The 23,124-nt window shown below is 39.5% G+C and carries 24 protein-coding genes; 6 read left to right on the forward strand and 18 right to left on the reverse strand.

Features of this window, described 5'->3' with window-relative positions:
- Window positions 1–68 precede the first annotated feature (68 nt).
- The 10 genes from V4T18_RS10980 to V4T18_RS11025 form a co-directional block, all read right to left on the reverse strand.
- Window positions 69–1,511 (reverse strand): spore germination protein, encoded by a 1,443-nt coding sequence (locus V4T18_RS10980; protein WP_332649328.1) that lies wholly within the window; start codon window positions 1,509–1,511, stop codon window positions 69–71.
- Entirely contained in the window at window positions 1,508–2,287 is a 780-nt protein-coding gene (locus V4T18_RS10985) for a SigF/SigG family RNA polymerase sporulation sigma factor (protein WP_332649329.1), read from the reverse strand. Before V4T18_RS10985 ends, V4T18_RS10980 begins: the two co-directional genes overlap by 4 nt.
- Window positions 2,288–2,298: 11 nt before the next feature.
- The gene (spoIIAB, locus tag V4T18_RS10990) at window positions 2,299–2,739 is read right to left on the reverse strand and encodes an anti-sigma F factor (RefSeq protein ID WP_332649330.1); all 441 of its coding nucleotides are present in this window, start codon (window positions 2,737–2,739) and stop codon (window positions 2,299–2,301) included.
- Window positions 2,732–3,085: an STAS domain-containing protein gene (locus tag V4T18_RS10995; protein WP_332649332.1), complete on the reverse strand. Its 354-nt coding sequence runs from the start codon at window positions 3,083–3,085 to the stop codon at window positions 2,732–2,734. Before V4T18_RS10995 ends, spoIIAB begins: the two co-directional genes overlap by 8 nt.
- A gap of 502 nt (window positions 3,086–3,587) precedes the next feature.
- Window positions 3,588–5,348: a SulP family inorganic anion transporter gene (locus V4T18_RS11000; protein WP_332649333.1), complete on the reverse strand. Its 1,761-nt coding sequence runs from the start codon at window positions 5,346–5,348 to the stop codon at window positions 3,588–3,590.
- 236 nt (window positions 5,349–5,584) lie between these two features.
- Entirely contained in the window at window positions 5,585–6,889 is a 1,305-nt protein-coding gene (locus tag V4T18_RS11005) for a pyrimidine-nucleoside phosphorylase (protein WP_332649334.1), read from the reverse strand.
- Between the two features lie 13 nt (window positions 6,890–6,902).
- Window positions 6,903–8,081 (reverse strand): phosphopentomutase, encoded by a 1,179-nt coding sequence (gene deoB / locus V4T18_RS11010; RefSeq protein WP_332649335.1) that lies wholly within the window; start codon window positions 8,079–8,081, stop codon window positions 6,903–6,905.
- Between the two features lie 110 nt (window positions 8,082–8,191).
- Window positions 8,192–9,094, reverse strand: coding sequence for a site-specific tyrosine recombinase XerD (xerD, locus tag V4T18_RS11015; RefSeq protein WP_332649337.1), 903 nt, complete (start codon window positions 9,092–9,094; stop codon window positions 8,192–8,194).
- 69 nt (window positions 9,095–9,163) lie between these two features.
- Window positions 9,164–10,726, reverse strand: a complete 1,563-nt coding sequence (locus V4T18_RS11020; RefSeq protein ID WP_332649339.1) for a zinc ribbon domain-containing protein — start codon at window positions 10,724–10,726, stop codon at window positions 9,164–9,166.
- Window positions 10,726–11,148 carry a zinc ribbon domain-containing protein gene (locus V4T18_RS11025; protein ID WP_332649341.1) on the reverse strand — a complete coding sequence of 141 codons (423 nt, stop codon included), beginning with the start codon at window positions 11,146–11,148 and terminating at the stop codon, window positions 10,726–10,728. Before V4T18_RS11025 ends, V4T18_RS11020 begins: the two co-directional genes overlap by 1 nt.
- 131 nt (window positions 11,149–11,279) lie before the next feature.
- On the opposite strand from V4T18_RS11025, the gene V4T18_RS11030 reads away from it, so the two are divergent.
- On the forward strand, window positions 11,280–12,725 hold the full coding sequence (locus V4T18_RS11030) for a TcaA NTF2-like domain-containing protein (RefSeq protein ID WP_332649342.1): 1,446 nt from the start codon (window positions 11,280–11,282) through the stop codon (window positions 12,723–12,725).
- 243 nt (window positions 12,726–12,968) lie between these two features.
- Here the strand turns inward: V4T18_RS11030 and fur are convergent, their stop codons facing one another.
- From fur to V4T18_RS11045, 3 genes are all read right to left on the reverse strand, one after another.
- On the reverse strand, window positions 12,969–13,418 hold the full coding sequence (gene fur, locus V4T18_RS11035; protein WP_332649343.1) for a ferric iron uptake transcriptional regulator: 450 nt from the start codon (window positions 13,416–13,418) through the stop codon (window positions 12,969–12,971).
- A gap of 63 nt (window positions 13,419–13,481) precedes the next feature.
- Complete coding sequence (locus tag V4T18_RS11040) at window positions 13,482–13,991, reverse strand: hypothetical protein (protein ID WP_332649344.1); 510 nt, start codon at window positions 13,989–13,991, stop codon at window positions 13,482–13,484.
- A gap of 414 nt (window positions 13,992–14,405) precedes the next feature.
- On the reverse strand, window positions 14,406–14,954 hold the full coding sequence (locus V4T18_RS11045; RefSeq protein WP_332649346.1) for an NUDIX hydrolase: 549 nt from the start codon (window positions 14,952–14,954) through the stop codon (window positions 14,406–14,408).
- Between the two features lie 83 nt (window positions 14,955–15,037).
- Between V4T18_RS11045 and V4T18_RS11050 the strand changes: the two genes are divergently transcribed.
- Together V4T18_RS11050 and V4T18_RS11055 are read left to right on the forward strand one after the other, a co-directional pair.
- Window positions 15,038–15,928 carry an aldo/keto reductase gene (locus tag V4T18_RS11050; protein ID WP_332649347.1) on the forward strand — a complete coding sequence of 297 codons (891 nt, stop codon included), beginning with the start codon at window positions 15,038–15,040 and terminating at the stop codon, window positions 15,926–15,928.
- Window positions 15,925–16,419 carry a VanZ family protein gene (locus tag V4T18_RS11055; RefSeq protein ID WP_332649348.1) on the forward strand — a complete coding sequence of 165 codons (495 nt, stop codon included), beginning with the start codon at window positions 15,925–15,927 and terminating at the stop codon, window positions 16,417–16,419. The genes V4T18_RS11050 and V4T18_RS11055 overlap by 4 nt, the downstream gene beginning before the upstream one ends.
- Before the next feature lie 91 nt (window positions 16,420–16,510).
- On the opposite strand, the gene V4T18_RS11060 is transcribed toward V4T18_RS11055, so the two are convergent.
- A complete protein-coding gene (locus tag V4T18_RS11060) occupies window positions 16,511–16,765 on the reverse strand; it encodes a YqkE family protein (RefSeq protein ID WP_332649349.1) in 255 nt (84 codons plus the stop codon).
- Between the two features lie 21 nt (window positions 16,766–16,786).
- On the reverse strand, window positions 16,787–17,968 hold the full coding sequence (locus V4T18_RS11065; protein WP_332649351.1) for an acetyl-CoA C-acetyltransferase: 1,182 nt from the start codon (window positions 17,966–17,968) through the stop codon (window positions 16,787–16,789).
- A gap of 174 nt (window positions 17,969–18,142) precedes the next feature.
- Between V4T18_RS11065 and V4T18_RS11070 the strand changes: the two genes are divergently transcribed.
- A complete protein-coding gene (locus V4T18_RS11070) occupies window positions 18,143–19,093 on the forward strand; it encodes an alpha/beta hydrolase (RefSeq protein WP_332649353.1) in 951 nt (316 codons plus the stop codon).
- Window positions 19,094–19,161: 68 nt separating this feature from the next.
- Window positions 19,162–19,518 carry a hypothetical protein gene (locus tag V4T18_RS11075; RefSeq protein ID WP_332649355.1) on the forward strand — a complete coding sequence of 119 codons (357 nt, stop codon included), beginning with the start codon at window positions 19,162–19,164 and terminating at the stop codon, window positions 19,516–19,518.
- Window positions 19,519–19,626: 108 nt separating this feature from the next.
- On the opposite strand, the gene V4T18_RS11080 is transcribed toward V4T18_RS11075, so the two are convergent.
- Together V4T18_RS11080 and V4T18_RS11085 are read right to left on the reverse strand one after the other, a co-directional pair.
- Window positions 19,627–20,094: an S-ribosylhomocysteine lyase gene (locus V4T18_RS11080; protein WP_332649357.1), complete on the reverse strand. Its 468-nt coding sequence runs from the start codon at window positions 20,092–20,094 to the stop codon at window positions 19,627–19,629.
- 185 nt (window positions 20,095–20,279) lie between these two features.
- Window positions 20,280–20,501, reverse strand: coding sequence for a YneF family protein (locus V4T18_RS11085; protein WP_332649396.1), 222 nt, complete (start codon window positions 20,499–20,501; stop codon window positions 20,280–20,282).
- A gap of 209 nt (window positions 20,502–20,710) precedes the next feature.
- Between V4T18_RS11085 and V4T18_RS11090 the strand changes: the two genes are divergently transcribed.
- Window positions 20,711–21,034, forward strand: a complete 324-nt coding sequence (locus V4T18_RS11090) for a hypothetical protein (protein WP_332649359.1) — start codon at window positions 20,711–20,713, stop codon at window positions 21,032–21,034.
- Window positions 21,035–21,051: 17 nt separating this feature from the next.
- On the opposite strand, the gene tkt is transcribed toward V4T18_RS11090, so the two are convergent.
- Window positions 21,052–23,046 carry a transketolase gene (gene tkt / locus V4T18_RS11095; RefSeq protein WP_332649361.1) on the reverse strand — a complete coding sequence of 665 codons (1,995 nt, stop codon included), beginning with the start codon at window positions 23,044–23,046 and terminating at the stop codon, window positions 21,052–21,054.
- Window positions 23,047–23,124: the final 78 nt, after the last annotated feature.

The following is a 23,124-nucleotide window of genomic DNA, read 5'->3' on the forward strand; positions in this document are numbered from 1 at the left end:
TTTCATAAAAATCACAAAATATTATATGTGAACTTTAACATAGGAAAGTGATGTACGCAACGGGGCAATCATGTCCGTTTTCGCTGTTTTGCTCCGACAATATACGGCCTTAATGCATCGTCTGACATCGGGAAACGGATAAATACACGTAGCAAGGCTTTCGGAAAAAATGGCACTAATGGCCACAAGTATGGTACATTCATCGGCCTTAGCATACATACATAAGAAAAAATTAAGAATAACGTAATAAAAAATCCATTTTCCGCAAAAATAGCAGTTGCAGCTAATAAAATATGTCGAAACACCTTTACAGATATACTTAGCTCATAATTTGGTATAGCAAATGTAAATAAGGCGGCAATCGCTGTATATAAGATAACTTCACTTGAAAATAAACCAACATCGATGGCGATCTGCCCAATCATGATCCCTGCAATTAACCCCATGGCTGTTGATAAAGGGGTTGGCGTATGGATGGCGGCGATTCGTAAAAATTCAATTCCAACATCCGCTAATACTAACTGCAAATAAAGTGGAATCTCGGATTTTTCCGACACCCCGAGAAAGGAAAGCATGCTTGGCAAATCGCCCTTATTGGTCGCAAATAAATACCATAGGGGCATGATAATTAAGCTTGATATAACTGCAATATAGCGAAGCGCCCGCATAATGGTACCGATGAGTGGTGCTTGTCGATATTCCTCTGCATGCTGCAATAAGTGAAACATCGTTACTGGAATGAGCATAACAGATGGCGATGTATCAACAATGATGGCAATGTGCCCTTCAAGTAGATGGGCAGCAACAATGTCCGGGCGCTCTGAATATCGAACAAACGGTAAAGGATGAAACTTTTGTTTAAATAGCCATTCCTCTAACGATTTATCTGCCATCGTTAAACCATCATGGTCAATTTTCTCAAAACGTTTCATAAGCCACTCTAAGTGCTCTTCATTTACCAAATTATTCATATACGATATCGAGACATCTGTTTTACCGAGCGTTGAAACTTGCAGCATTTTAAAGCGCAGCTCTGGACTTCGTATACGTCGACGAATAAGTCCAGCATTAATAATGATATTTTCCGCAAAACCATCCCTTGCGCCGCGAATAACCTTTTCATTATCTGGCTCCTCGGGATTTCGACCAGGATAGGAGCGGAACTCTGTTAGGAATGTAAAGCCGCTTTCCGTAATAAAACCAACGCGGCCACTTAACACGCCTGTAATAAAGGCGTCACGCGTCTCGACATCTTCAATTCCTTGAAAATTAAAATGGGCATGAAAATATTCATTTTCATCCTCGATTTCCTTATCAATATAATGCTGTAGGTTAGCTAGCAATACCGTCACACTATCATTATTAACAAGTCCGCTAACATACACAGCGAGAACGGTTAAATCTTTCACATATACTGGTTGAATGACTATGTCGAAGGAATCACCCTTGCCAAAAATATCTTCGCAATACTGCTTCCCTGCTTCTAAAGATGTAAACAATTGATTTGTCATTTATTCACCGTCTTTTTCTGAGTTGTTGCTTCCATCCATATTTTTAATTGAGATAGGATCTTTTTTTCTAGCCTCGACACTTGCACCTGTGAAATGCCGAGCCGCTCAGCTATTTCCGTTTGTGTTAAATCGGCAAAATAACGTAAATAGATGATCGATTGCTCTCGTTTCCCGAGTCTTTTTAACACCTCCTTTAAAGGGATATAATCAAATGGTAGCTGCGACTTTTCATCCTTCATTTGATCCATTAATGTAATAGAATCCCCATCATTTTCATAAAGTTGCTCGTGCAGTGAGGCTGGATCACGCATAGCATCGTTCGCCATAATAATTTCATCTACTGTTACGTTTAACATTTCTGCAAGCTCTGATACGGAAGGCGGCTTTTCATTTGTCTTTAAGTAGGTTTCAGTGGCATGACGTATTTTAAAATTTAGTTCTCGAATAGAACGGCTCACCTTTACCATTCCATCATCTCGAAGGAAACGCTGTATTTCTCCGATAATCATAGGTACAGCATATGTCGAGAATTTCACTTCATAATTTAAATCAAATTTATCCACTGATTTCATAAGACCGATGCAACCGATTTGAAATAAATCGTCTAGCTCCACACCGCGAGAAGAGAAGCGCTGTACAATGGACCATACTAGACGCGTATTGCCTTCAATCATTCTTTTTCTCGCGTTAGAATCACCATCCTGTGCACGTGCAATCAAAATCCGCATTTCTTCCTGAGTTAATAACGTTTCTGACGGCTGTTCGATTGTACTCATCCCCCTATCAATTACATAACTACCGCTCGCACTGGTGAAATTCTTTTCGAAAAAGTAATGACGGTCCCTTTACCTAATGCCGACTCTACTTGTAAATCATCAGAAAAACTTTCCATAATCGTAAAGCCCATCCCAGAGCGTTCCATTTCACCCTTCGTTGTAAATAACGGCTCCATCGCCTGCTCTACATTTTCAATGCCGCGCCCTTCATCCTTAATCGCAACACTAATATTGTCGCCATTTCGAACAGCATGAACAGTAATGACACCGAACTCATTGCCCTCATAGCCATGAATAATAGCGTTCGACACAGCCTCCGAAACAATTGTCTTACATTCTGCAAGCTCATCAATCGTCGGATCAAGTTGTGCAATGAAGCTCGTTACAGCAACCCTTGCTAGCGCCTCATTTTCACTTCTTGCTAAAAATGATAAAGTCATCTCGTTATCCATTCACAATCCCCCTAACTTGCATGATGGCTGTCTCTTCTGAATCATGTACAATATATGATGCTAGTCCAGAAAACCGGAAAATTTTCTCCATCGTACGTGACGGATTTAATATAATTGTTTGACCATCCACTGTATGAAGTTCTCTCATCCTGCCTAAAATTAATCCAACACCTGCACTATCCATAAACTGCAAATACTGTAAATTCCAAATAAGCGTTTTTAAATTTCCTTGTAAAATCGTAGATGAAATATGTGAGCGAATCTTTTCTACCTCATGATGATCTAGTTCACCGTATAATTGAATGACGGCTACTTGATTCTCATACATCGTCATTTTAAAATTCATGCTTTCTCCCCCTTCACCATTGCATTTCGAGAGTAGTTCTGAATTTCCTTTCTCGTTGACAAAACTAGTGCTCGTTCGGCGAAAGTAGTGAATGGTCGACAGCTTTAATTGAAAGTATGGAAAACATAGGCACTTTTTATACAAAAAAAACAGATAAAATCGAATAATCGACTCTATCTGTTTTTACTGATTCTATTACGCTTAAAAATACATCCGACACCAATTTGCAAAATTTAGTTAATCGTTGATTTCCGTTCCAGGCGGACGCTTTCCGCGGGCTTGGCTTCAATCTCCTCGTCACTTCGTTCCTGCGGGGCTTTCAGCTCAAGCTCATCCCGCTGGAGTCGCCGCCTTCCTCTCCAATCAACGAACATCCATCTGTTATTAATTACATTCCAATAAATGTATTTAACTATAATTCTAAAAAAAGGTTAGGATCTTTAGCTAATGTTTTTCATTCTTTAAATAACCGATGCTTTTACCGTAATACCCAACTTCAATATTATTTCCCAATCGTTTCTAATGGGCGAGAGATTGACTCATTCTCGTTGCCGAGCGATAGAGATTGGCATTCTCTGAAGGCGTAGTGTTTGCAGCCTAAACATCCTTTCCGTTGAATGTGTCGAATCGCTTCATTTATTGCATCGCCAGTATTATAGAAGAAATTTTCCTGACCTATCTTCTCCGACAATCCGTTTGCATCTAGGATGGCTTTTAAAGTTGGATGCGCTCCTGTAACAAGCAGCGTGCCACCTTCCGCTTTAAAATGTGTCACAATATTTCGGAAGTATTCCTCCCCTGTCGTATCAATGAACGGCACCTTTCTCATCCGTAAAATCAACACTTTCGGTCTCACACCAATCGCTTTTAAAATAGAGGTTTCAAATGTTTGGGCTGCTCCGAAAAATAATGGCCCCTCAATCGTATAAATACTAATTTGCGGACAATCATGTTGCTCCGTCACAACATGTGGCATGACCTTTCCGTGCTTTGTTTCATGATCTGGTAGCACCTTCGACACGACTAGGCCTTCACTCATCCGTTTCGCAAACAATACGATAGCTAAGCCAATCCCGACCTGCACAGCAAAAGTAAGACTCGTAAACACCGTTAATATAAATGTAATTAATAGAACGAGAGAATCGCCTGATTTTAACTTGACGATATGGGCGAAATGATGTCGTTCACTCATATTCCATGCTACTAGCATTAGTACTGGTGCTAAACTCGCAAGTGGTATATGAATGGCTAGTGGCGCAAAGACAAGTAACGTTAACAGCACAAAAATCCCGTGAATAATACCGGACATCGGCGAGGTCGCACCCGATTTTATGTTCGTCGCTGTACGAGCAATCGCTCCAGTCGCTGGAATTCCACCGAAAAAAGGTGTGACAATATTGGCAATCCCTTGCCCGATTAGCTCTTTATTACTATCATGCTTACTATTGGTCATACCGTCAGCAACTACAGCCGAAAGCAATGACTCAATCCCCCCGAGCATCGCAATGACAAACGCCGGACCGAGTAACATATAAATACGCTCCCATGTGATGTCTGGTATTGCAAACTGTGGTAAAGAATTTGGTATGTCTCCATAAGTCGAACCTATTGTCGCTACTTGTCCATTCAAAAAAATCGCCGTAAAGACAGCTGTGACGATAATTCCAACAAGTGCACCAGGTACTTTCGGAAAGACTTTCGGCGTTAATAGAATAATAGCAAAGCAAAGAAGCGCTACAAAAATACTTGGAACATGAAGAGTATCCAAAGCGTTCGCGATTTCCCGAATATTATCTATAAATTTCTCGTGCTTCTCTAGGCCTGTTAATCCTAGAAAATTAGGGATCTGTCCTGTAAAAATGATGACTGCAATGCCTGCTGTAAAGCCTACCGTAACAGGTCTCGGTATAAATTTAATGAGTGAGCCAAGCTTTAACACCCCCATCAACACAAGCATAATCCCCGCTAAAAGCCCCGCGATTAATAAATTTTCATAGCCATATACAAGAACTACACCAAGTAAGACTGGAACAAACGCGCCTGTAGGTCCTCCAATTTGAAACTTTGACCCGCCGAGCAGTGAAATGAGTATTCCCGCTATAATGGCTGTATAAATCCCATATTCAGGCTTTACACCAGAAGCAATAGCAAAGGACATTGCTAGAGGAACGGCTACAATCCCAACGATCGTTCCTGATAATAAATCCTTCTTAAAATGATTCATAGAATATCCTTCAAATCTACCCGACCAAAAACGACTCATACGATCCCTTCTTCACCTATATTATTAATTTCACTAAAGAACGATTTTTGTGTATTTACGAGAGAATATTATTCATATTTTAACATATCCCATCAAAAAAAGAAGGGGTGTTCAGAAAGTAAAAACTTTCAGAACCCCTTCAATCCTTCATCATTATCCATTAAGAAATATTGCTTCTGCAGTCGTCGCAAAGTTACCGTCTCAAAATGTCTTTTCAGACGGCCCCTTCTCTGTTATTATTTCGTAATAATATCTTGAATAAGTTTTGGAGCCGTAACTGGCTGCTGTGATAGATGAATATGCCCATAAATTTTCTGGAGCACAGCATCAACATTTTCAGTATTTGCATACACCGTTACAAGCGACTCACCTTCACGAACCTCGTCGCCCACTTTTTTTCGTAGCACTAAGCCTACTGCTAAATCAATTTGGGACTCCTTTGTCGCTCGACCTGCACCTAGGAGCATTGCAGCTGTTCCAATATCATCCGCTTCGATTTTTGCTATATAACCAGCTTCCTTAGCAGGTACCTCTACGACATATTTCGCCTGCGGTAGTTTTTCTGGATAATCAACAACAGACGAGTCTCCACCTTGTGCTGCAATAAATCTCTTTAACACATTTAATGCCGCGCCGTTCTCTACTACTTCCTCTAGCATTTTTCGTGCTTCTTCAATCGTTTTTGCTTTACCGCCTAGTACCACCATTTGAGAGCCAAGTGTATAACATAGCTCGTTTAAATCAGCCGGTCCGACACCCTTTAATGTGTCAATTGCCTCTTTAACTTCGAGTGAGTTCCCAATTGCATACCCGAGTGGTTGACTCATATCTGAAATAATGGCCATCGTATTTCGACCAACACTATTTCCTATTCGTACCATTGCATGGGCTAGTGCACGTGCATCGTCCAGCGTTTTCATAAAGGCACCATCACCTGTTTTTACGTCTAAAACGATAGCATCCGCACCCGCTGCAATTTTTTTCGACATAATCGAGCTCGCGATTAACGGAATACTTGAAACAGTTCCCGTCACATCACGCAGAGCATAGAGCTTTTTATCGGCTGGTGTTAAATTTCCACTCTGACCGATAACCGCCATTTTAATATCATTTACTTGTTGAACAAATTCCTCACCCGATAGCTCGACATGGAATCCATGGATTGCTTCTAGCTTATCAATTGTGCCACCTGTATGACCTAAGCCTCGACCACTCATTTTCGCAACAGGAACCCCGACTGCCGCTACCATTGCTGCAAGTGGAAGGGTTGTCGTATCGCCTACGCCACCTGTTGAATGCTTGTCTACTTTAATGCCTTCTATTTGAGATAAATCAATCCGATCGCCTGATTCCACCATCGCCATCGTTAAATCTGCACGTTCACGATCCGTCATATCTTTAAAATAAATGGCCATCATTAAAGCACTAACTTGATAATCCGGAATAGAGCCATTAGTGTAGCCCTCTACAAAAAAGCGAATTTCTTCAGCAGTTAACTCTTCGCCATCTCGTTTTTTTTCGATAATATCCACCATTCTCATATGAAGGTCCCCCTTATTTTAAGTCCCCTAAAAAGCTTGTGCCAAATTGTGGTGCCTGTACGTTAAAGTTTTCAGCAATTGTAGCCGCGATATCCGCAAAAGTTTCACGTAACGGTAGTTCTGCTCCCTTTGCAAATCGTGGTGAATAAACAAGCAACGGCACATATTCACGTGTATGATCTGTACCTGGGAACGTTGGATCGTTTCCATGATCAGCTGTAATTATTAATAGATCATCGTCAGATAGGGCTTCTAGCACCTCTGGTAAACGACGGTCAAATTCCTCTAATGCTTCACCATACCCGATTGGATCGCGACGATGACCGAAATTTGCATCAAAATCAACTAAATTTAAAAAGCTAATGCCGTGGAAATCTCTACGAACGACTCTATTTATTTTATCCATTCCGTCCGTATTATTTTTTGTACGAATCGCTTCTGTAACCCCTTCTCCATTATAAATATCAGAAATTTTACCAAGTGCAATGACATCAAGCCCTGCATCCTTTAGCTCGTTCATCGTCGTACGGCCAAACGGTGAAAGCGCATAGTCATGACGATTTGAAGTACGTGTAAAGTTACCGGGCTCTCCGATAAATGGCCGAGCAATAATACGACCTACTAAATATTCCGGATCTAACGTTAACTCACGGGCAATTTCACAAATTTTATATAATTCTTGGACTGGGATGATTTCTTCATGTGCTGCAATTTGCAACACAGGGTCTGCCGATGTATACACAATAATCGCACCTGTTTCCATATGCTCTTTAGCGTAATCATCAATAACAGCTGTTCCGCTATAAGGCTTATTGCAAAGCACCTTACGACCTGTTCGCTTCTCCAGCTCGTAGATTAACTCTTGTGGGAAGCCGTCTGGATAAACTTTAAATGGTTTATTAATGTTTAGGCCCATTATTTCCCAATGACCAGTCATCGTATCCTTTCCAACAGACGCCTCTTGCATCATGCCATAATACGCTTTTGGCTCAGGTGCCGGCGCAATTCCTTGTAAAGCACGAATATTCGACAAGCCTAAGCTCGCCATTGTTGGCATCTTTAAGCCATTCATTTTTTCTGCAATATGACCAAGTGTATGTGAACCAACATCTCCAAATTCGGCTGCATCAGGTGCTTCGCCGATTCCAACTGAGTCCAATACGATTACATGTATTTTTTTAAACGCTTTCATTACACGTCCTCCTCTTTCTTATATTTCTATTTTACCAAAAATAATCGAGAAATAAAGGTCAGACATCTTACTTACATTATTTTTTTACTGTTTTAAGTCATAATAGAATACTAAGCTCGTGGATGGAACTGCTTGTACACCTCAGAAAGTCTCGTTTTACTAATATGTGTGTAAATTTGTGTTGTCGAAATATCAGAATGACCGAGCATTTCCTGCACCGCACGTAAATCAGCCCCATTTTCAATTAAATGTGTAGCAAATGAATGGCGCAGTACGTGAGGTGTTAACTCCTTTTGAATATTGGCTTTAAGAGCATGCTCCTTTAAAAGCTTCCAAAATCCTTGACGAGTTAATCGTTTTCCTCTTTGGTTAATAAATAATGCATCTGTTTTTGGATATTTTCCTTGCAGCTCATACCTTGCTCGCTCTAAATACTTTCCAACAGCCGTTAGTGCTCCTCTACCTAAAGGAATAATCCGTTCCTTTCCACCTTTACCAAACACACGTACAAAGCCCATCGTTAAATGAATATCTTCAATATTAAGCTCAATTAACTCACTGACCCGCATCCCAGAGGCGTATAGCAGCTCGAGCATCGCTACATCGCGAACTCCTTGAGGCTTTGCTGTATTTGGTGCTGCGATGAGCGCATCAATTTCTTGAATCGATAGCACTTTTGGAAGCTTCTGTTCGAGCTGTGGCATTTCTAGATGCACGGTTGGATCCGTCGTTGTCACCTTTTCACGCAGAAGAAATTGGTGAAACGAGCGAATAGAGGATATATGTCTCGCTACCGTTCGAGCCGTCTTCCCATGCTCACGTAAACTTTCCAAATGCAGTAAGATATGCTGCCTTGTTACCCCTTCAAAGGAGTCTAACCCTTGCTCCTGCTGCAGATGCTCGGCATAGCTCATTAGATCACGCTTATAGGAAGAGAGTGTATTGGTAGAAAGCTGTCTTTCCACACGAATAAAATGAAGATAATCTTCTATTGGATATGAGAATGATTTCATCCGAACTACCACCTATCTAAAAAAATAAAAGCCTTGTAGCATTATTATACTACAAGGCTTTAGCACGTATTATTTATTTAATTGCTTACGTAGCAATCCTCCACCAAAGAAGCTAGCAAAGGCTAATAAGAACGAGCAAATAATTGTATTCAGAATGCTTAAACTAACTTCGAATGAATCGCCGAAGAAGGATTGGTCAAATTCGATATTAATAGAAGTAAAATACACAAGAACTAATTGTAATACTGTGAACATACTTGCAAAAATCGCGACATCTACCATTTCCAATTTGTGAATGCTATATAAAATATACCCTGCCCCACCAATTAAGGCGATTGCTAACAATGTTAGTAAAAAAGTAGGTAATACTACTATTTCCTCGTTTCGGAAAAATTCATTAAGCACCGTGTAATCTTCTCCCGAGTACCATCTCAATGAATCACTTTCTCCAAACTGAACGATTGAAAGTTTACCAAACTGAGATAACATCCAATTTCCAGTACCTGTATATAGACTTACAAACGCTTTACCTATACTATTTAAATCTTCCGTTTCACTGCTGATCCCTATAAACGAATGAAGGATATTTAGGACTAAGCCTGCCACGGTAACAGCAGTAGCAAATATTGCATATTGTAAATATTTCGCTTGCTCGCTTAATTTTTCTAGAGCGTTTTTGCCGTAATATGCAATTAGACTTGTACAACCAAAAACAATAGTTGCTAATAAGAATGATGAAATAAGCATATCAATGAACGACGAGGATGCCTTTATTATAAAGCTATATTCACCGAAAAATTCAAACTTCTCTTTTATTGATAGACGTGCAAATAAAGATATTACGGTCATAACGCCTGTATAGGCAATGACTGAATATACAAAGCCTTTAAAGAATGGCCAATGATGTCTCCTTGCTAAAATCCCGTAGACAATACCACCTACTACTAATGCTAAAAATGGAATAAGTAATAAGCCGTAAAAAATATTATCGATGCTACCTTTCATCTTTTCCTCATAGCCATCTTCACCGATTGATGCGGAGAAGGATAGATCTACATTATGAAAAGCTGAAATATAAGATGGGATTGATGCCCAGTTCGGGAGATTAACATTCATGTCAAATTCTTCTTCAATGGCATATTCTAAAATCGACGTATCAATCACACCTAGTACAATTGCGGCTTCTTCACCTTCATCGACCATTTCCTTCCCGAAATCTACAAGAGCAAATTTTAATATAAAGCTAGAAAGTAAAACAATTACGAAGGAAATTAAAATTGGTAGCAGGATCAGTTTATTCCCCTTTATATAATCGATGCTTTCCTTCGACGCTACTTTAATATCTTCTGTATTGATTCTCTTCGCACTTGGGATTTGAATATTTTGCATTTTCGGGATTTTATTATCTAACAGTTTATTAATTAAATTCTTCTTTTGTTCGATCATCAATTGAGTAGCACCACAAGCCGAACAAGCCGAATGCCCTTTTTCATTTTTCGTACCACATGCATGACAAAATTCCATTGTGTTATATTGATATTTTTGTACAAGACTATGATCAATAGTTTTGGATGTCTCAGGACAATATGTATAGTAGAGCGGGTGCTGCCTATTACAATGTTGACAAGTCATTAGTAAGCCCCCTGTTGACTACCACAGCACGGACAATATACATCGCTTGATAAAATCGTCTCCTCACAAGTAGCACATACCACTTTTTCAACATTCGTCTCCTCAAATAAAGGATTTAATGTTCCACAGCTACCACAAAATTTTGCATTTGGTACAAGCTGCTGCTGACAGTTCGAACAATTAGTAGATGAAGCTGATACTTTTGCAATATGCTGTGCAAGGTTGAAAATTTCCTTATCTTTTTCTAATATCTCGCTAGAAATTTGTCGTAGCTCCTCTAAATCTGTGTTCCCTCTCATCATTAATTGATGTGATTGCTCACCTAACCTAAAGATTAGTAGTACTCGTTCTTCTTTTGCATTAACTAATAACTGCCTAATCTCTTTTACTTCAATATTATTTAAATCGATTGTTAATGGCATAACCATTCCTCCTCACCTATGCAATATACACTATATTAAATCCAATATTATACTTTTACAATATAATTTTATATATTTTATAATTTTTTCATGATATATTATTCATAAATTAGGATGGAAGGAGCATAATTATGCGCACTTGTACAGTATGTGGGGCACAAGCTAAAGACAATCAAAATTTCTGTTTAGAATGTGGAAACACGTTACAGCCTTTGCCCGCTTCAAAAGAACAACAGGCATTAGACCACAATCAGCAGCCTACCCCACAAAAGAATCTGGTAAAAACACCTATGAAGAAGTCTACTAAAATCCTACTCGGTGTTATAGCCGGATTAGCAGTTTTCATTGGGATTGCCCATTTTATTATTGAAAGCACACTCGATCCGTCAAAACAGCTTTCTGAATTAAATAAAGCATTTGTAGATGAAAATTACTCGGCATTTACTAGTTCCTTTACTTTTCCAAAAGGTACCATAGTAGATGAGAAAGCCTTTTATACATATTTAGAAGAGAATAATTGGCAGCATGATATTCGAGATGAACTCAAGGATCGTATAGAAAAAATCAAAAGTGATGATTTTATCGACCCTATTCTTGATTCTAACGATAACAAGCTCATTACAGTGAAAGAAGAATCATTTTTATTGTTTTATAAAAAAGTAGTTTTCCAAGTAAATCCTGTTAGAGTGAAGGCTTCTACAAATATCGATAAGGTAACGATTTCATATGGGGATTCTTTCGAGGATGTGATCGGTACAAAAAATAAATCAATCGGCAAGTTCGCACCCGGAAACATTACGTTTAAAGTCAACCTAAAAGATGACTATTTTGAGCAAGAAATAAAACAAAAGCATTCTATTGCTGGTAATGGCAAAAACAAAACTGAGATATATTTTGATTTTGAAGAACAGCTTGTGACGTTAACTTCGGATGTTCCAGAGGCCATTGTCTTTATTAATGGAGAAAATACGAAAAAAACAGCGGAAGAAATTTCATTATTTGCAGCGCCGCTAGATGGCTCTGTTGAAATTTATGCAGAGTCCGAGGATGCCAATGGAAAAAAAGTGAAATCAGAAATGTTAGCGTTAAAGGCTGAAGATTCTCATATTAAATACGGGGCTATTCAGGAACAAAAGCAAAAAGAGGAGAAAAAGAAGGAAGCTGTGGAAGCAGCTGAAGACTTTTTAGATTCCTACAGTGAGGATGCTCGAGATCTTTATTATGCGTTTAGAGATGATTATAGCTACGCTGTTAACCAAGCAAACTTTGATTATGTTCAGCGTTATTTTATTCATAATAGCCAGCTTCAAAAGGATTATGTAGAATTTGTAGTAGATCATCAAAACTTAGGTTACTATAGCTATAATTTTGTATCTAATGAAATTACAGACATCCAACCACTTAATGAAAAAAGCTTAACAGTGGATACGATTGAAATATTTGAGTTTTATTCTGAAGAGGATGGGACCTGGTATTACGAACGAAATAAACGATATGTGGTTGAACTAGTGAATAGTGAGTTACGTATTTCCGGCATTACAGATACAGCGGATGTGAAGAAAAAACTAATTGATTAAGGGCAATGCTTTGTATACAAGGCTAGCTTTTATCTTATAAAAACCACATTCTATCTCAATAAAAAAAATTCGGCCCTGCATGATTATGCTGGGCTCTTCTTTTTACCTACAGCGTTTTCTACAGGTTATATTGAGCAACATCTAAGTCATATAGAGAATATATATTTTCTCGAATTATAGCTGAGAAAGAAAAAAGAAACAGCCCCCTCTGCCGTTCCTTTTTTCTAAGCATACTTTAGCTTCTTATTCACCGTTGCCATCATGACAGCGATGGCAAATACCGTGGAATGTTAGTCTATGATCTTTTATAATGAAATTCCAACGCTTTTCAACCACTTGCTCCACGTCGTCAAGTAAGTCTTCTTGAATTTCATCAACTGCACCACACTCGATACAAACTAAATGATGATGGAAATGCTTCGCTCCTTCTTGACGTAAGTCGTAGCGAGATACACCGTCACCAAAATTAATTTTATCGACAATTTTAAGCTCCGTTAACAATTCCAACGTACGATACACAGTCGCTAGCCCAATTTCAGGTGCTTTTTCTTTCACTAACAAGTAAACATCCTCTGCACTTAAATGGTCTTCTTCGTGTTCGAGTAGTACTGCTACAGTTGCTTCACGCTGTGGCGTCAGCTTATAGCTAGCACTATGTAGTTGCTTTTTGATTCGATCGATTCGGCTCTCCATGTGACGCCCTCCTAAACTCCTTTCATTATACCAAATAGACAAAACCTATTACAAGATAATGATTCATTTAAAAATGTACGAAATTACGAAAAGTTCAACTATGAATATTAAAATTATAAAAATGATGAGCACAAGTAATTGCTTGAATGGTAAAAAACCTTTTTTTCGATGAATTTTATTATTATGGATGATGCTTTCACAAATTAGGAGCAGCAGGATTGCATAAATAAATTGAAAAGGAAACCACCATGCCCCATATGCTAATAGAGCATTTTTTTGTGCCAATAAGTAAACGGAACTAAATCCGAAAAAAGTCATTTTCATCGCAATAAATATTTTCGCGATAGATGAAACATACGGATGCGTGGCAAATAATAGCACTATGACAATCGAAATTGCTAGCGGAATGATTGAAGAGGTTAATGTTGGGAGACTATCAGCCAAAATACGGCTATCAATCATACTAATAAGACGTTTAGCATCCTTCAGTTCGAATAATTGATAGCAAGCTACCCCAGCAATAAAACTAATTGCAATCATTAAAGCATTTTGTAAAATAAGACCTTTTCGCATCTCATCCCCCCTTGTCCTACAACTTATGCTCAGACAAAGAGGATATGCATAGAAAAATTGTTGCTATATTTAGGCGAAATTAAGAGAAAATATCCTACTAATGTGCGGTAAGCTACTTGTTTTGCCTATTCGACAAGTGTTTTGTTCGGTTGGGTGTTGCTTTAGTTCGGTTGTGGTCTTTTTTTGGATACGCTTCTTTTATTCGGTTGGGTTCTGCTTTTGTGCTGATAGACCAGCCTTTTGTGCGGATACGCGCCTTTTGTTCGGTTAGGACATCCTCTTGGGCGGATACACGCTCCTTTTGTTTGGATAAGATACCCTCTTGGGCGGATACACGCTCCTTTTGTTCGGATAAGATACCCTCTTGTGCGGATACACGCCTAATTAATACGATTGGCTCTCTCTCTTAAACTATCATTGACAGTTCAATTGCATTTTCATCCATAAAATCGCATAGGCTGTTTTCGCATCGTATATTTGCTGCTCTGCTACCATTTTTTCAGCTTCCTCGAGTGAAATTTCCATTCTTTCGACAAATTCATCCTCGTCGAGTGCGGCTTTATTTTCAATCGGGTAAAGATCACGCGCTACGTATAAATGAATAACTTCATCTGCAAAGCCAGGCGAGGTTGCGAAAGATAGTAAATACTCTAGTTCATGGCATCCATACCCAGTTTCTTCCTCTAATTCACGGCGAGCTGTAATTTCTGGTGCTTCCCCTGGCTCTAGCTTCCCGGCAGGAATTTCGACAATAGAACGCTCTAATGCCTTTCGATATTGTTCTACCACAACTAACTTGCCGTCACTAGTAATCGGGATAATCGCCACAGCACCTGGATGATTGACAATTTCACGTTTACTTTCATGTCCATTTGGGAGTGTAACATCGTCTACTTTTAGTGAAATCACCTTCCCTTGATAAATTTGCTCGGAATGAATCGTTTTTTCTTCAAATTTTTTCATTGATTTAGCCTCACTTGTCGTTTATATTACTTTCATTGTACCATTAGTATAAATACGAGAGAATCGTTTAGGGGGCATACGAAATGAAAAAACGAGCACTCGGTCAGAGTGATATAGAAATATCAGAGCTTAGCTTAGGTTGCATGTCGTTGCCTACACGTATACAGGAAGTAAAGTCTGTCATCGATACAGCACTAGACGCAGGCATTAATTACTTTGATACAGCTGACCTTTATGATAAAGGGTTAAATGAACAATTAATTGGAGAAGCCTTAAAGCCATATCGTCATGAGATTATTTTGGCTACAAAGGTAGGAAATCGTTGGCAGGAAGGGAAGGATGGGTGGACTTGGGATCCGTCACCCTCACATATTGAAAATGGCTTAAAAGATAGTTTACGTCGACTTCAAACGGATTATATCGATGTCTATCAGCTTCATGGGGGAACAAAGGATGATCCATGGGATGAAATTATCGACACATTCGATCGCTTGAAAAAAGAGGGGCTCATTCGTGAGTACGGTATTTCATCTATTCGACGGAATGTATTCGTTCCTTTCCTACAGGAGAGTAAAGCCGTCAGCAATATGATGCAATTTAATTTACTCGATCGCTGTGCAGAAGAATGGTTTGCACCTATTCGAGAAAGTGGTGCATCCGTTGTAACCCGAGGCTCTATAGCGAAAGGGCTTCTCACAAACGAATGGCGAGCTAGAATTTCTTCTTATGGAAGCTATAATGAGCAGGAGCTAACGGGACTTTTACAAGAGCTTTCGGAGCATTACGGAGATCTTCATGCGCTCGCATTCGCTTTTAATTTACATTTCAAAGCCGTTGCTTCTACTGTCATTGGTGCACGTTCATCTCAGCAATTATTAAGTAATATTGCAGCCTACGAAAAGGCGACATCTATTAACGATTTATCGTTTGCCTTTCACTTATTAAAAAAGGATACCTATAAAGAACACCGATGAAAAAGTATATATTTCTAGTTACATTTGTCTTAATGATTGTTTTTATTGCATCAAACATGAGCTATGAGCAGCAAACAATTGTGCCAGAGCTCCAAACCATTTTGAAGGATAAGCCCTTTGAGGAAGAATTAAGTAAAATAGAATTGACATATTGGGACATGCCCATTTCCGTCGAAACACGTGGTTACTATTATTTTATCGAATTTTTAATTCGTAAAGCAACTCACTTTTCCGGATTTGGACTAATAGGTGTTATTTTTTTCTTATTTTATCGAAAAATGAAATTTCGTTTCCCAGCATATTTCGCCATCGCGAGCGTATTTATTCTCGGCTCCCTAGATGAATATCGACAAAAAATGCAGCCTGGTCGTACTGGCCTTTTTGAAGATGTAATGATTGATACAGCGGGAGCCATTTTCTTTGTCTTTCTAGCAAAGCTATTCCTATGGTTATTGTCTAATAGAAAAAGAGTAAGTAAGCGCCCCGTATAGCCCATTGTTGGTAAGAGCTAGACACCACTCGAACTCCAAAAGATTATTTAAAAATGGCAGATGCATCGTTCGCATCTGCCATTCTTTCATTCTAAAATTTTGAGCCTTTATCACCATACTGATCCAACAGCTCTTCAAAGCTCATATTTTTCTCACGTTGCTTTCGCTCGAATGCTTGGCGCGCTTGACGCTCCTCTTCCTTCGCTTGTTCCTCAGCGACTAAAGACTGCTTCGCCAGCTTTAATTTAGCTAAAACATCTCCGCCTAGCTGATCGGCTAGCGTTACGGCTTCCTTTTCCTGCTTTGGCTGTGGTGCCTGTTTTTGTCCTTGTTTTTTCTTTGCCATTTTTTTCACCTTCTACTTTCATTAACGACGAACGACTGTTGCTACGCCTTGGCCTCCACCAATACAAAGTGTTGCTAAACCCAGCGACACATCGCGTTTTTGCATTTCATATAATAGTGTAACTAAAATACGCGCACCGCTCGCTCCAATAGGATGACCTAATGCAATCGCGCCGCCATTCACATTTAGTTTATCATGATTAAAGTCCAATTCGCGATCGACTGCAATAGCCTGAGCAGCAAACGCTTCATTTGCTTCGATTAAATCCATTTGTTGTAAGGTTAAATCTGCCTTTGATAAAGCTTTTTTCACCGCTGTTACTGGACCGATTCCCATAATTGACGGGTCAACACCGGCACTTGCATTCGATACAATAGTCGCTAATGGCTTGATTCCTAATTGATCAGCACGCTGCTTCGACATTACTACAACGGCTGCGGCACCATCATTAATTCCTGATGCATTTCCTGCCGTAACAGAGCCTTCTTTTTTAAAGGCCGGTCGTAAGCCAGCTAGTTTTTCTGCGGTCGTACCCTCTTTAACATATTCATCCCGCGCGAATACAAGAGGCTCACCCTTTCGCTGCGGGATAGAAACTGGCACGATCTCATCGTCAAATATACCAGCATCAATCGCCGCTTGTGCCCGTGCCTGTGAACGAGCCGAAAAATCATCCTGTTCCTCACGTGAAATTCCATACGCATCACATAAATTTTCTGCCGTTATGCCCATATGATACTGATTCGTCGCACACCATAAGCCGTCGTGTATCATGCTATCAACTACTTTTTGATCGCCCATACGGAATCCTTCACGTGCGTTTTTTAATAGGTACGGCGCTTGACTCATATTTTCAAAGCCACCTGCAACAATAATATCTGCATCCCCAGCTGCAATTGCCTGTGCCGCTAAATGCACAGCCTTTAGTCCTGAGCCACATACTTTATTGATCGTCATTGCCGAAACAGATACGGGAAGCCCAGCTTGAAGCGCTGCCTGACGCGCAGGATTTTGACCTAAGCCAGCCTGTAAAACATTACCCATAATGACTTCATCTACAACATCTGTGCCAACACCCGCACGTTCAATTGCTTCTCTTATCACAATACTACCTAAAGTAGTGGCCCAAACGTCTTTTAGTGACCCTTGAAAAGAACCAATCGCTGTTCGAACTGCGCTAACAATTACTACCTCTTGTGTCATGATAATTCCCCTTTTCCCTTTGTTTGCTGTAAGGACAAAACGCTTACATTATGATTCTACCAAAAAATGTGTGTCGTTTCGAACCTATCAACACGTAACAAGTAGTAATGCATGATGAGAAAATGTTCGGGAAAATTAATGTTACCAATAATTCAAAAAAAGGTGGTGAAATCGATGAAACGTAAATTCATGGTCTTGTCTAGTATTGTGACCACAGTGTTAGCTTCAATAACGGCTGTTTCAGGTGTTATCCTTTCAAATAAATTGATGTACATTAAACTAAAGGATCCAGCGCTTGTCCTTGAACGCGAAAAAAAAGCACGTCGTTTTGATGAAGAATGGTTCAACCAATGCCATAAGCAAGAGCTTTTGATTCAATCACCAAATGGATATAGTATCAAAGGTATATTTTTGCAGCCTTTGCAAACGAATAATATTATTATTATTTGCCACGGTGTCACAGAAAATAAGATGAATTCTGTAAAATATGCACGAATGTATGAACGATTAGGATTTAATACGGTCGTTTATGATCATCGTAGGCATGGTGAGAGCGGTGGAAAAACGACAAGCTATGGTTATTACGAAAAAATGGATTTAGGAAAAATCGTCATCCATGTTCGTGAGCTCGTCGGTGAGAATGCCATCATTGGGATTCACGGCGAATCTATGGGCGCGGCCACAACTCTTTTATATGCAGGATCAGACGAGGATCAGGCAAAATTTTATATTTCAGATAGCGCCTTTTCAGATTTTAGACAGCTTCTCTACTTAATCGTCAAAAACTCGATTTCCGTCGATTTGAAATTTGCAGTCCACCTCACTGACCTGTTTATGCGTATGCGTGATGGGTACTGGATAAAAAATGTGTTACCTAAAAAAACTATCAAAAAAATCGATAAGCCCGTCCTCTTTATTCACAACATTCACGACACGTTTATCCCATATACAATGACTGAAGAAATGTTCGAATTAAAAAATGAACCAAAAATGCTAAGACTCTTTGAAAAAGGTGAACATTCACAAGGCTTTAACGAAATGCCGCTCGAATATGAGGATACAGTTCGAGAATTTTTAACGAGATTTGTCCCTGAAGCATTGGTGATTGAAGAAGATATTGATTAGATAGGGATATCAGGGGAAAGTTTAGATGAATGGCTAGTATGTATTGTGTGGATAAAAGGTGTGGCTATTTGAGTATAAGATGGCTATACGCACATAAGAGCGACTTATCCGAACAAAAGGCTGGACTATTCGCACAAAAGGAAGTCGTATCCGAACAAATGAAGTCTATCCGCACAAAAGACCAGCCTATCCGAACAAAAGAAGGCTATCCGCACAAAAGAGCGACTTATCCGAACAAAAGACTGGGCTATACGCACAAAAGGAAGTCGTATCCGAATAAAAGAAGTCTATCCGCACAAAAGATGAGCCTATCCGAACAAAAGAAGGCTATCCGCACAAATGAACGACTTATCCGAACAAAAGACCAGCCTATCCGCACAAAAGATGAGCCTATCCGAACAAAAGAAGGTTATCCGCACAAATGAACGACTTATCCGAACAAAAGACCAGCCTATCCTCACAAAACCGGTCCCTAATATTCTATTACCACATAAAAAGCCGAAAGCTCGCTCGCTTTCGGCTACTATCATTCATCAGGCAAATACAATATGCCATTCTGCACGTTTGTCTAAAAATTCTTTTGCTAAGCTTTTTGCACCTTCTAAGTTATGACTTGCTGCCCAGCCGCATTGCACCTCATTACAGGCAGGAACACTGTCAGCTGCTAATACATCTTGCAATGTTTTTTCTAAAATAGTTAAAACTTCATCGTAATTATCATGGTTAATAACTGAAAGGTAGAAGCCTGTTTGACAGCCCATTGGTGATAAGTCAACCACTTGCTCGGAGTGATTACGAATACGATCAGCCATTAAATGCTCTAATGAGTGAAGCGCTGGCATTTCCATATGCGCTTTATTTGGTTGCTTGAAGCGAATATCGTATTTCACGACAACATCACCGTGTAGCCCCTCTTTTTTTCCTGCTAAACGTACATACGGTGCAGCTACCTTTGTATGATCTAAATCAAAGCTTTCAACATTTGTTTTTTCTTTTTTCATTTGACATTCCTCCTGCACATTCATAACTTTGATACTAGTATACGAGGATAGAAAAATCAACAAAATGTTCTTAATATTCAGTGTTACAAGGGGCATTCATGAATTATACGCTGAGCCAATGCTTGAATTTTTACAGGAAAAGAAAAAAGTTGTCAGGCTATAGTAGCGAGACAACTTTAACATCTTTATTTATCTTGGAACTTGTTCATTTGTGACATCATTTGACGTACTTGCTTTTCTGATGGCTTACGTCCCATTTGTGCCATCATAACACGAATCATTTGTTCATTAATTGGTGGATTTTCTTTTAAGTACTTCATCATATATTGACGGGCGATGTAAAAGCCTAACGCTGCTCCCCCGATTAAAGCTACAATGATAAGTAAAACTCCTAACCATATTGGCATCATTTGAATCCAACCTCCTCCGCATGCAATATCCCGAGAAAACTCTCCAAAATGCATTATACACTAATTTGAACAGCGTTTCTATAGTATTCCTCAATCGTAGATGGATAATTATTTTATACTATTTATAAAAATAAACGAACATTAGAAAACTATGCAACAATTATCTTTAAAAATACGTTAATATTTGGTAAAAGGGGAGGATAGAGATGAGTAAATACACATATACAAATTTCGAAATAGATGGTGTTTTCACTTTATTACAACCAGTTTATCGAAGTATTTTTATACTAAGTGTAATTTTTTTAGCAATGGTTATTGCAAAAAATATACCGACTTGGATTGCTATGTTCTTTGCAGCTTTTGCTAGCATTGTCGCTGGGCAACTCCTTTGGTTTTCAGGCATTATTGTGGATGAGCTAGGATTAGGTGGAAGCGCAACGTCGACAACACTTTTTTTAGCTATTGTTACAACGAATATCGTCTCCGTTTTTGTTTCTATGACAAAGAAAAAGGCGCCTCAAAAAAGTTGAGTACGCCTTTTTATATTTTATAGAGCTTTAACTTTCGCTACTACATTTTCTACTGTGAAACCGTATTTCTCCATTACTAATTCTCCAGGTGCAGATGCGCCGAACTTGTCGATTGCAAGTACATCCCCTTCGAAACCAGTATACTTATGCCAGCCGAATGAAGAGCCCATTTCGATCGCTAGACGTTTTGTCACAGCCTTAGGTAATACAGACTCTTTGTACTGGGCCGACTGCTTATCAAAGCGGTCTACAGAAGGCATAGATACAACCGAAGCATCGATTCCATCATTTAATAACGCCTTTTGTGCTTCAACTGCTAATGAAACCTCTGAACCAGTCGAGATTAAAATAGCATCTGGTGTTTCTTTAGTAGCTGGTGAAATCACATAAGCACCTTTTGCAACGCCTTCACTTACAGTAGCAATAGATGCATCAAGTACTGGTAAGTTTTGACGAGAAAGAACTAGTACCGTTGGAGTAGATTCAGACGTTAGCGCAAGCTTCCAAGCCTCAGCTGATTCGTTCGCATCAGCCGGACGAATCACAGAAAGGTTTGGCATTGCTCGTAATGAAGCTAAATGCTCGATTGGTTCATGTGTTGGACCATCTTCTCCTACAGCGATTGAATCATGTGTAAATACATATGTTACCGGTAAGCCCATAAGTGCTGATAAACGAATTGCAGGACGAACATAATCAGAGAATACGAAGAACGTACCGCCAAATACATTTACGCCACCATGAAGTGCCATACCATTTAATGCAGCACCCATTGCAAATTCACGGACACCAAACCAAATGTTACGACCCGCATAGTTTTCAGCTGAGAAGTCCCCAGCACCCTTCATTGTCGTTTTGTTTGATCCAGCAAGGTCAGCTGAACCGCCAAAGAATGAAGGAACTTTTTTCGCAAGAGCATTGATCACATCTCCAGAAGATGAACGAGTCGCTACTGATTTACCTGCTTCATAAACAGGAATTTCTGCATCAAAGTCAGCAGGGATTTCACCGTCCATTGCTTTCACAAATTGCTCAGCTAACTCAGGGAACGCTGCTTTATATGCTTCGAATTTCTCATTCCAAGCTGATTCTGCTTGGACACCTTGAATATCTGCTGCCTCTTTAAAAGTGTCATACACTTCAGCAGGAATTTGGAATGGCTCATGTGCCCAATCGTATGCTGCTTTTGTTAATGTAACTTCATCCGTACCTAATGGAGCACCGTGTGAATCTGCTTTACCTGATTTATTTGGTGAACCGAAGCCAATTACTGTTTTAATTTCAATTAAAGTTGGTTTGCCTTTAGAAGTTTTCGCTTGCTCAATTGCATTGTTGATGGCATCAGTATCATTACCATCTCCTACGTGTAAGTAGTTCCAGCCATATGACTCAAAACGCTTTTGCACGTTTTCAGAGAATGATTTAGCTAAATCACCATCTAATGAAATATCATTTGAATCGTAAAGAACGATCAGCTTTTCTAATTGTAGGTGACCTGCTAATGAGATTGCCTCTGCCGCGACACCTTCCATTAAATCGCCATCTCCGCAAAGTGCGAATGTATAGTGGTCAACAATATCGTGGCCTGGCTTATTATATGTAGCAGCTAAATGTGCCTCCGCCATTGCCATACCAACTGTCATTGCAATCCCTTGACCTAGTGGACCAGTTGTTGCTTCTACGCCAACTGTGTGACCGTACTCTGGGTGACCTGGTGTTTTTGAGTCCCACTGACGGAAGTTTTTAATCTCTTCCATTTCAAGACCATAGCCACCTAAATGAAGTAGGCTGTATAACAGCATAGAGCCATGTCCAGCAGATAAAACGAAACGATCACGGTTATACCATGTTGGATTTTGAGGGTTATGACGTAGTTGCTTTGTCCATAGTGTGTATGCCATTGGAGCTGCACCCATTGGTAAGCCTGGGTGTCCAGAATTTGCTTTTTCGATTGCATCAATTGATAATGTTCGGATTGCGTTAATTGCTAACTGATCCACATTGTGTGTCATTTTGTGACATCCTTTCTCGTGCTAATTATTGTTCTTATATAGTGTAGTCAAGAACCTTTAAGAAAACAATGCTTTTAC

This window comes from Lysinibacillus sp. 54212, from assembly GCF_036662795.1.
Classification (GTDB): domain Bacteria; phylum Bacillota; class Bacilli; order Bacillales_A; family Planococcaceae; genus Lysinibacillus_B.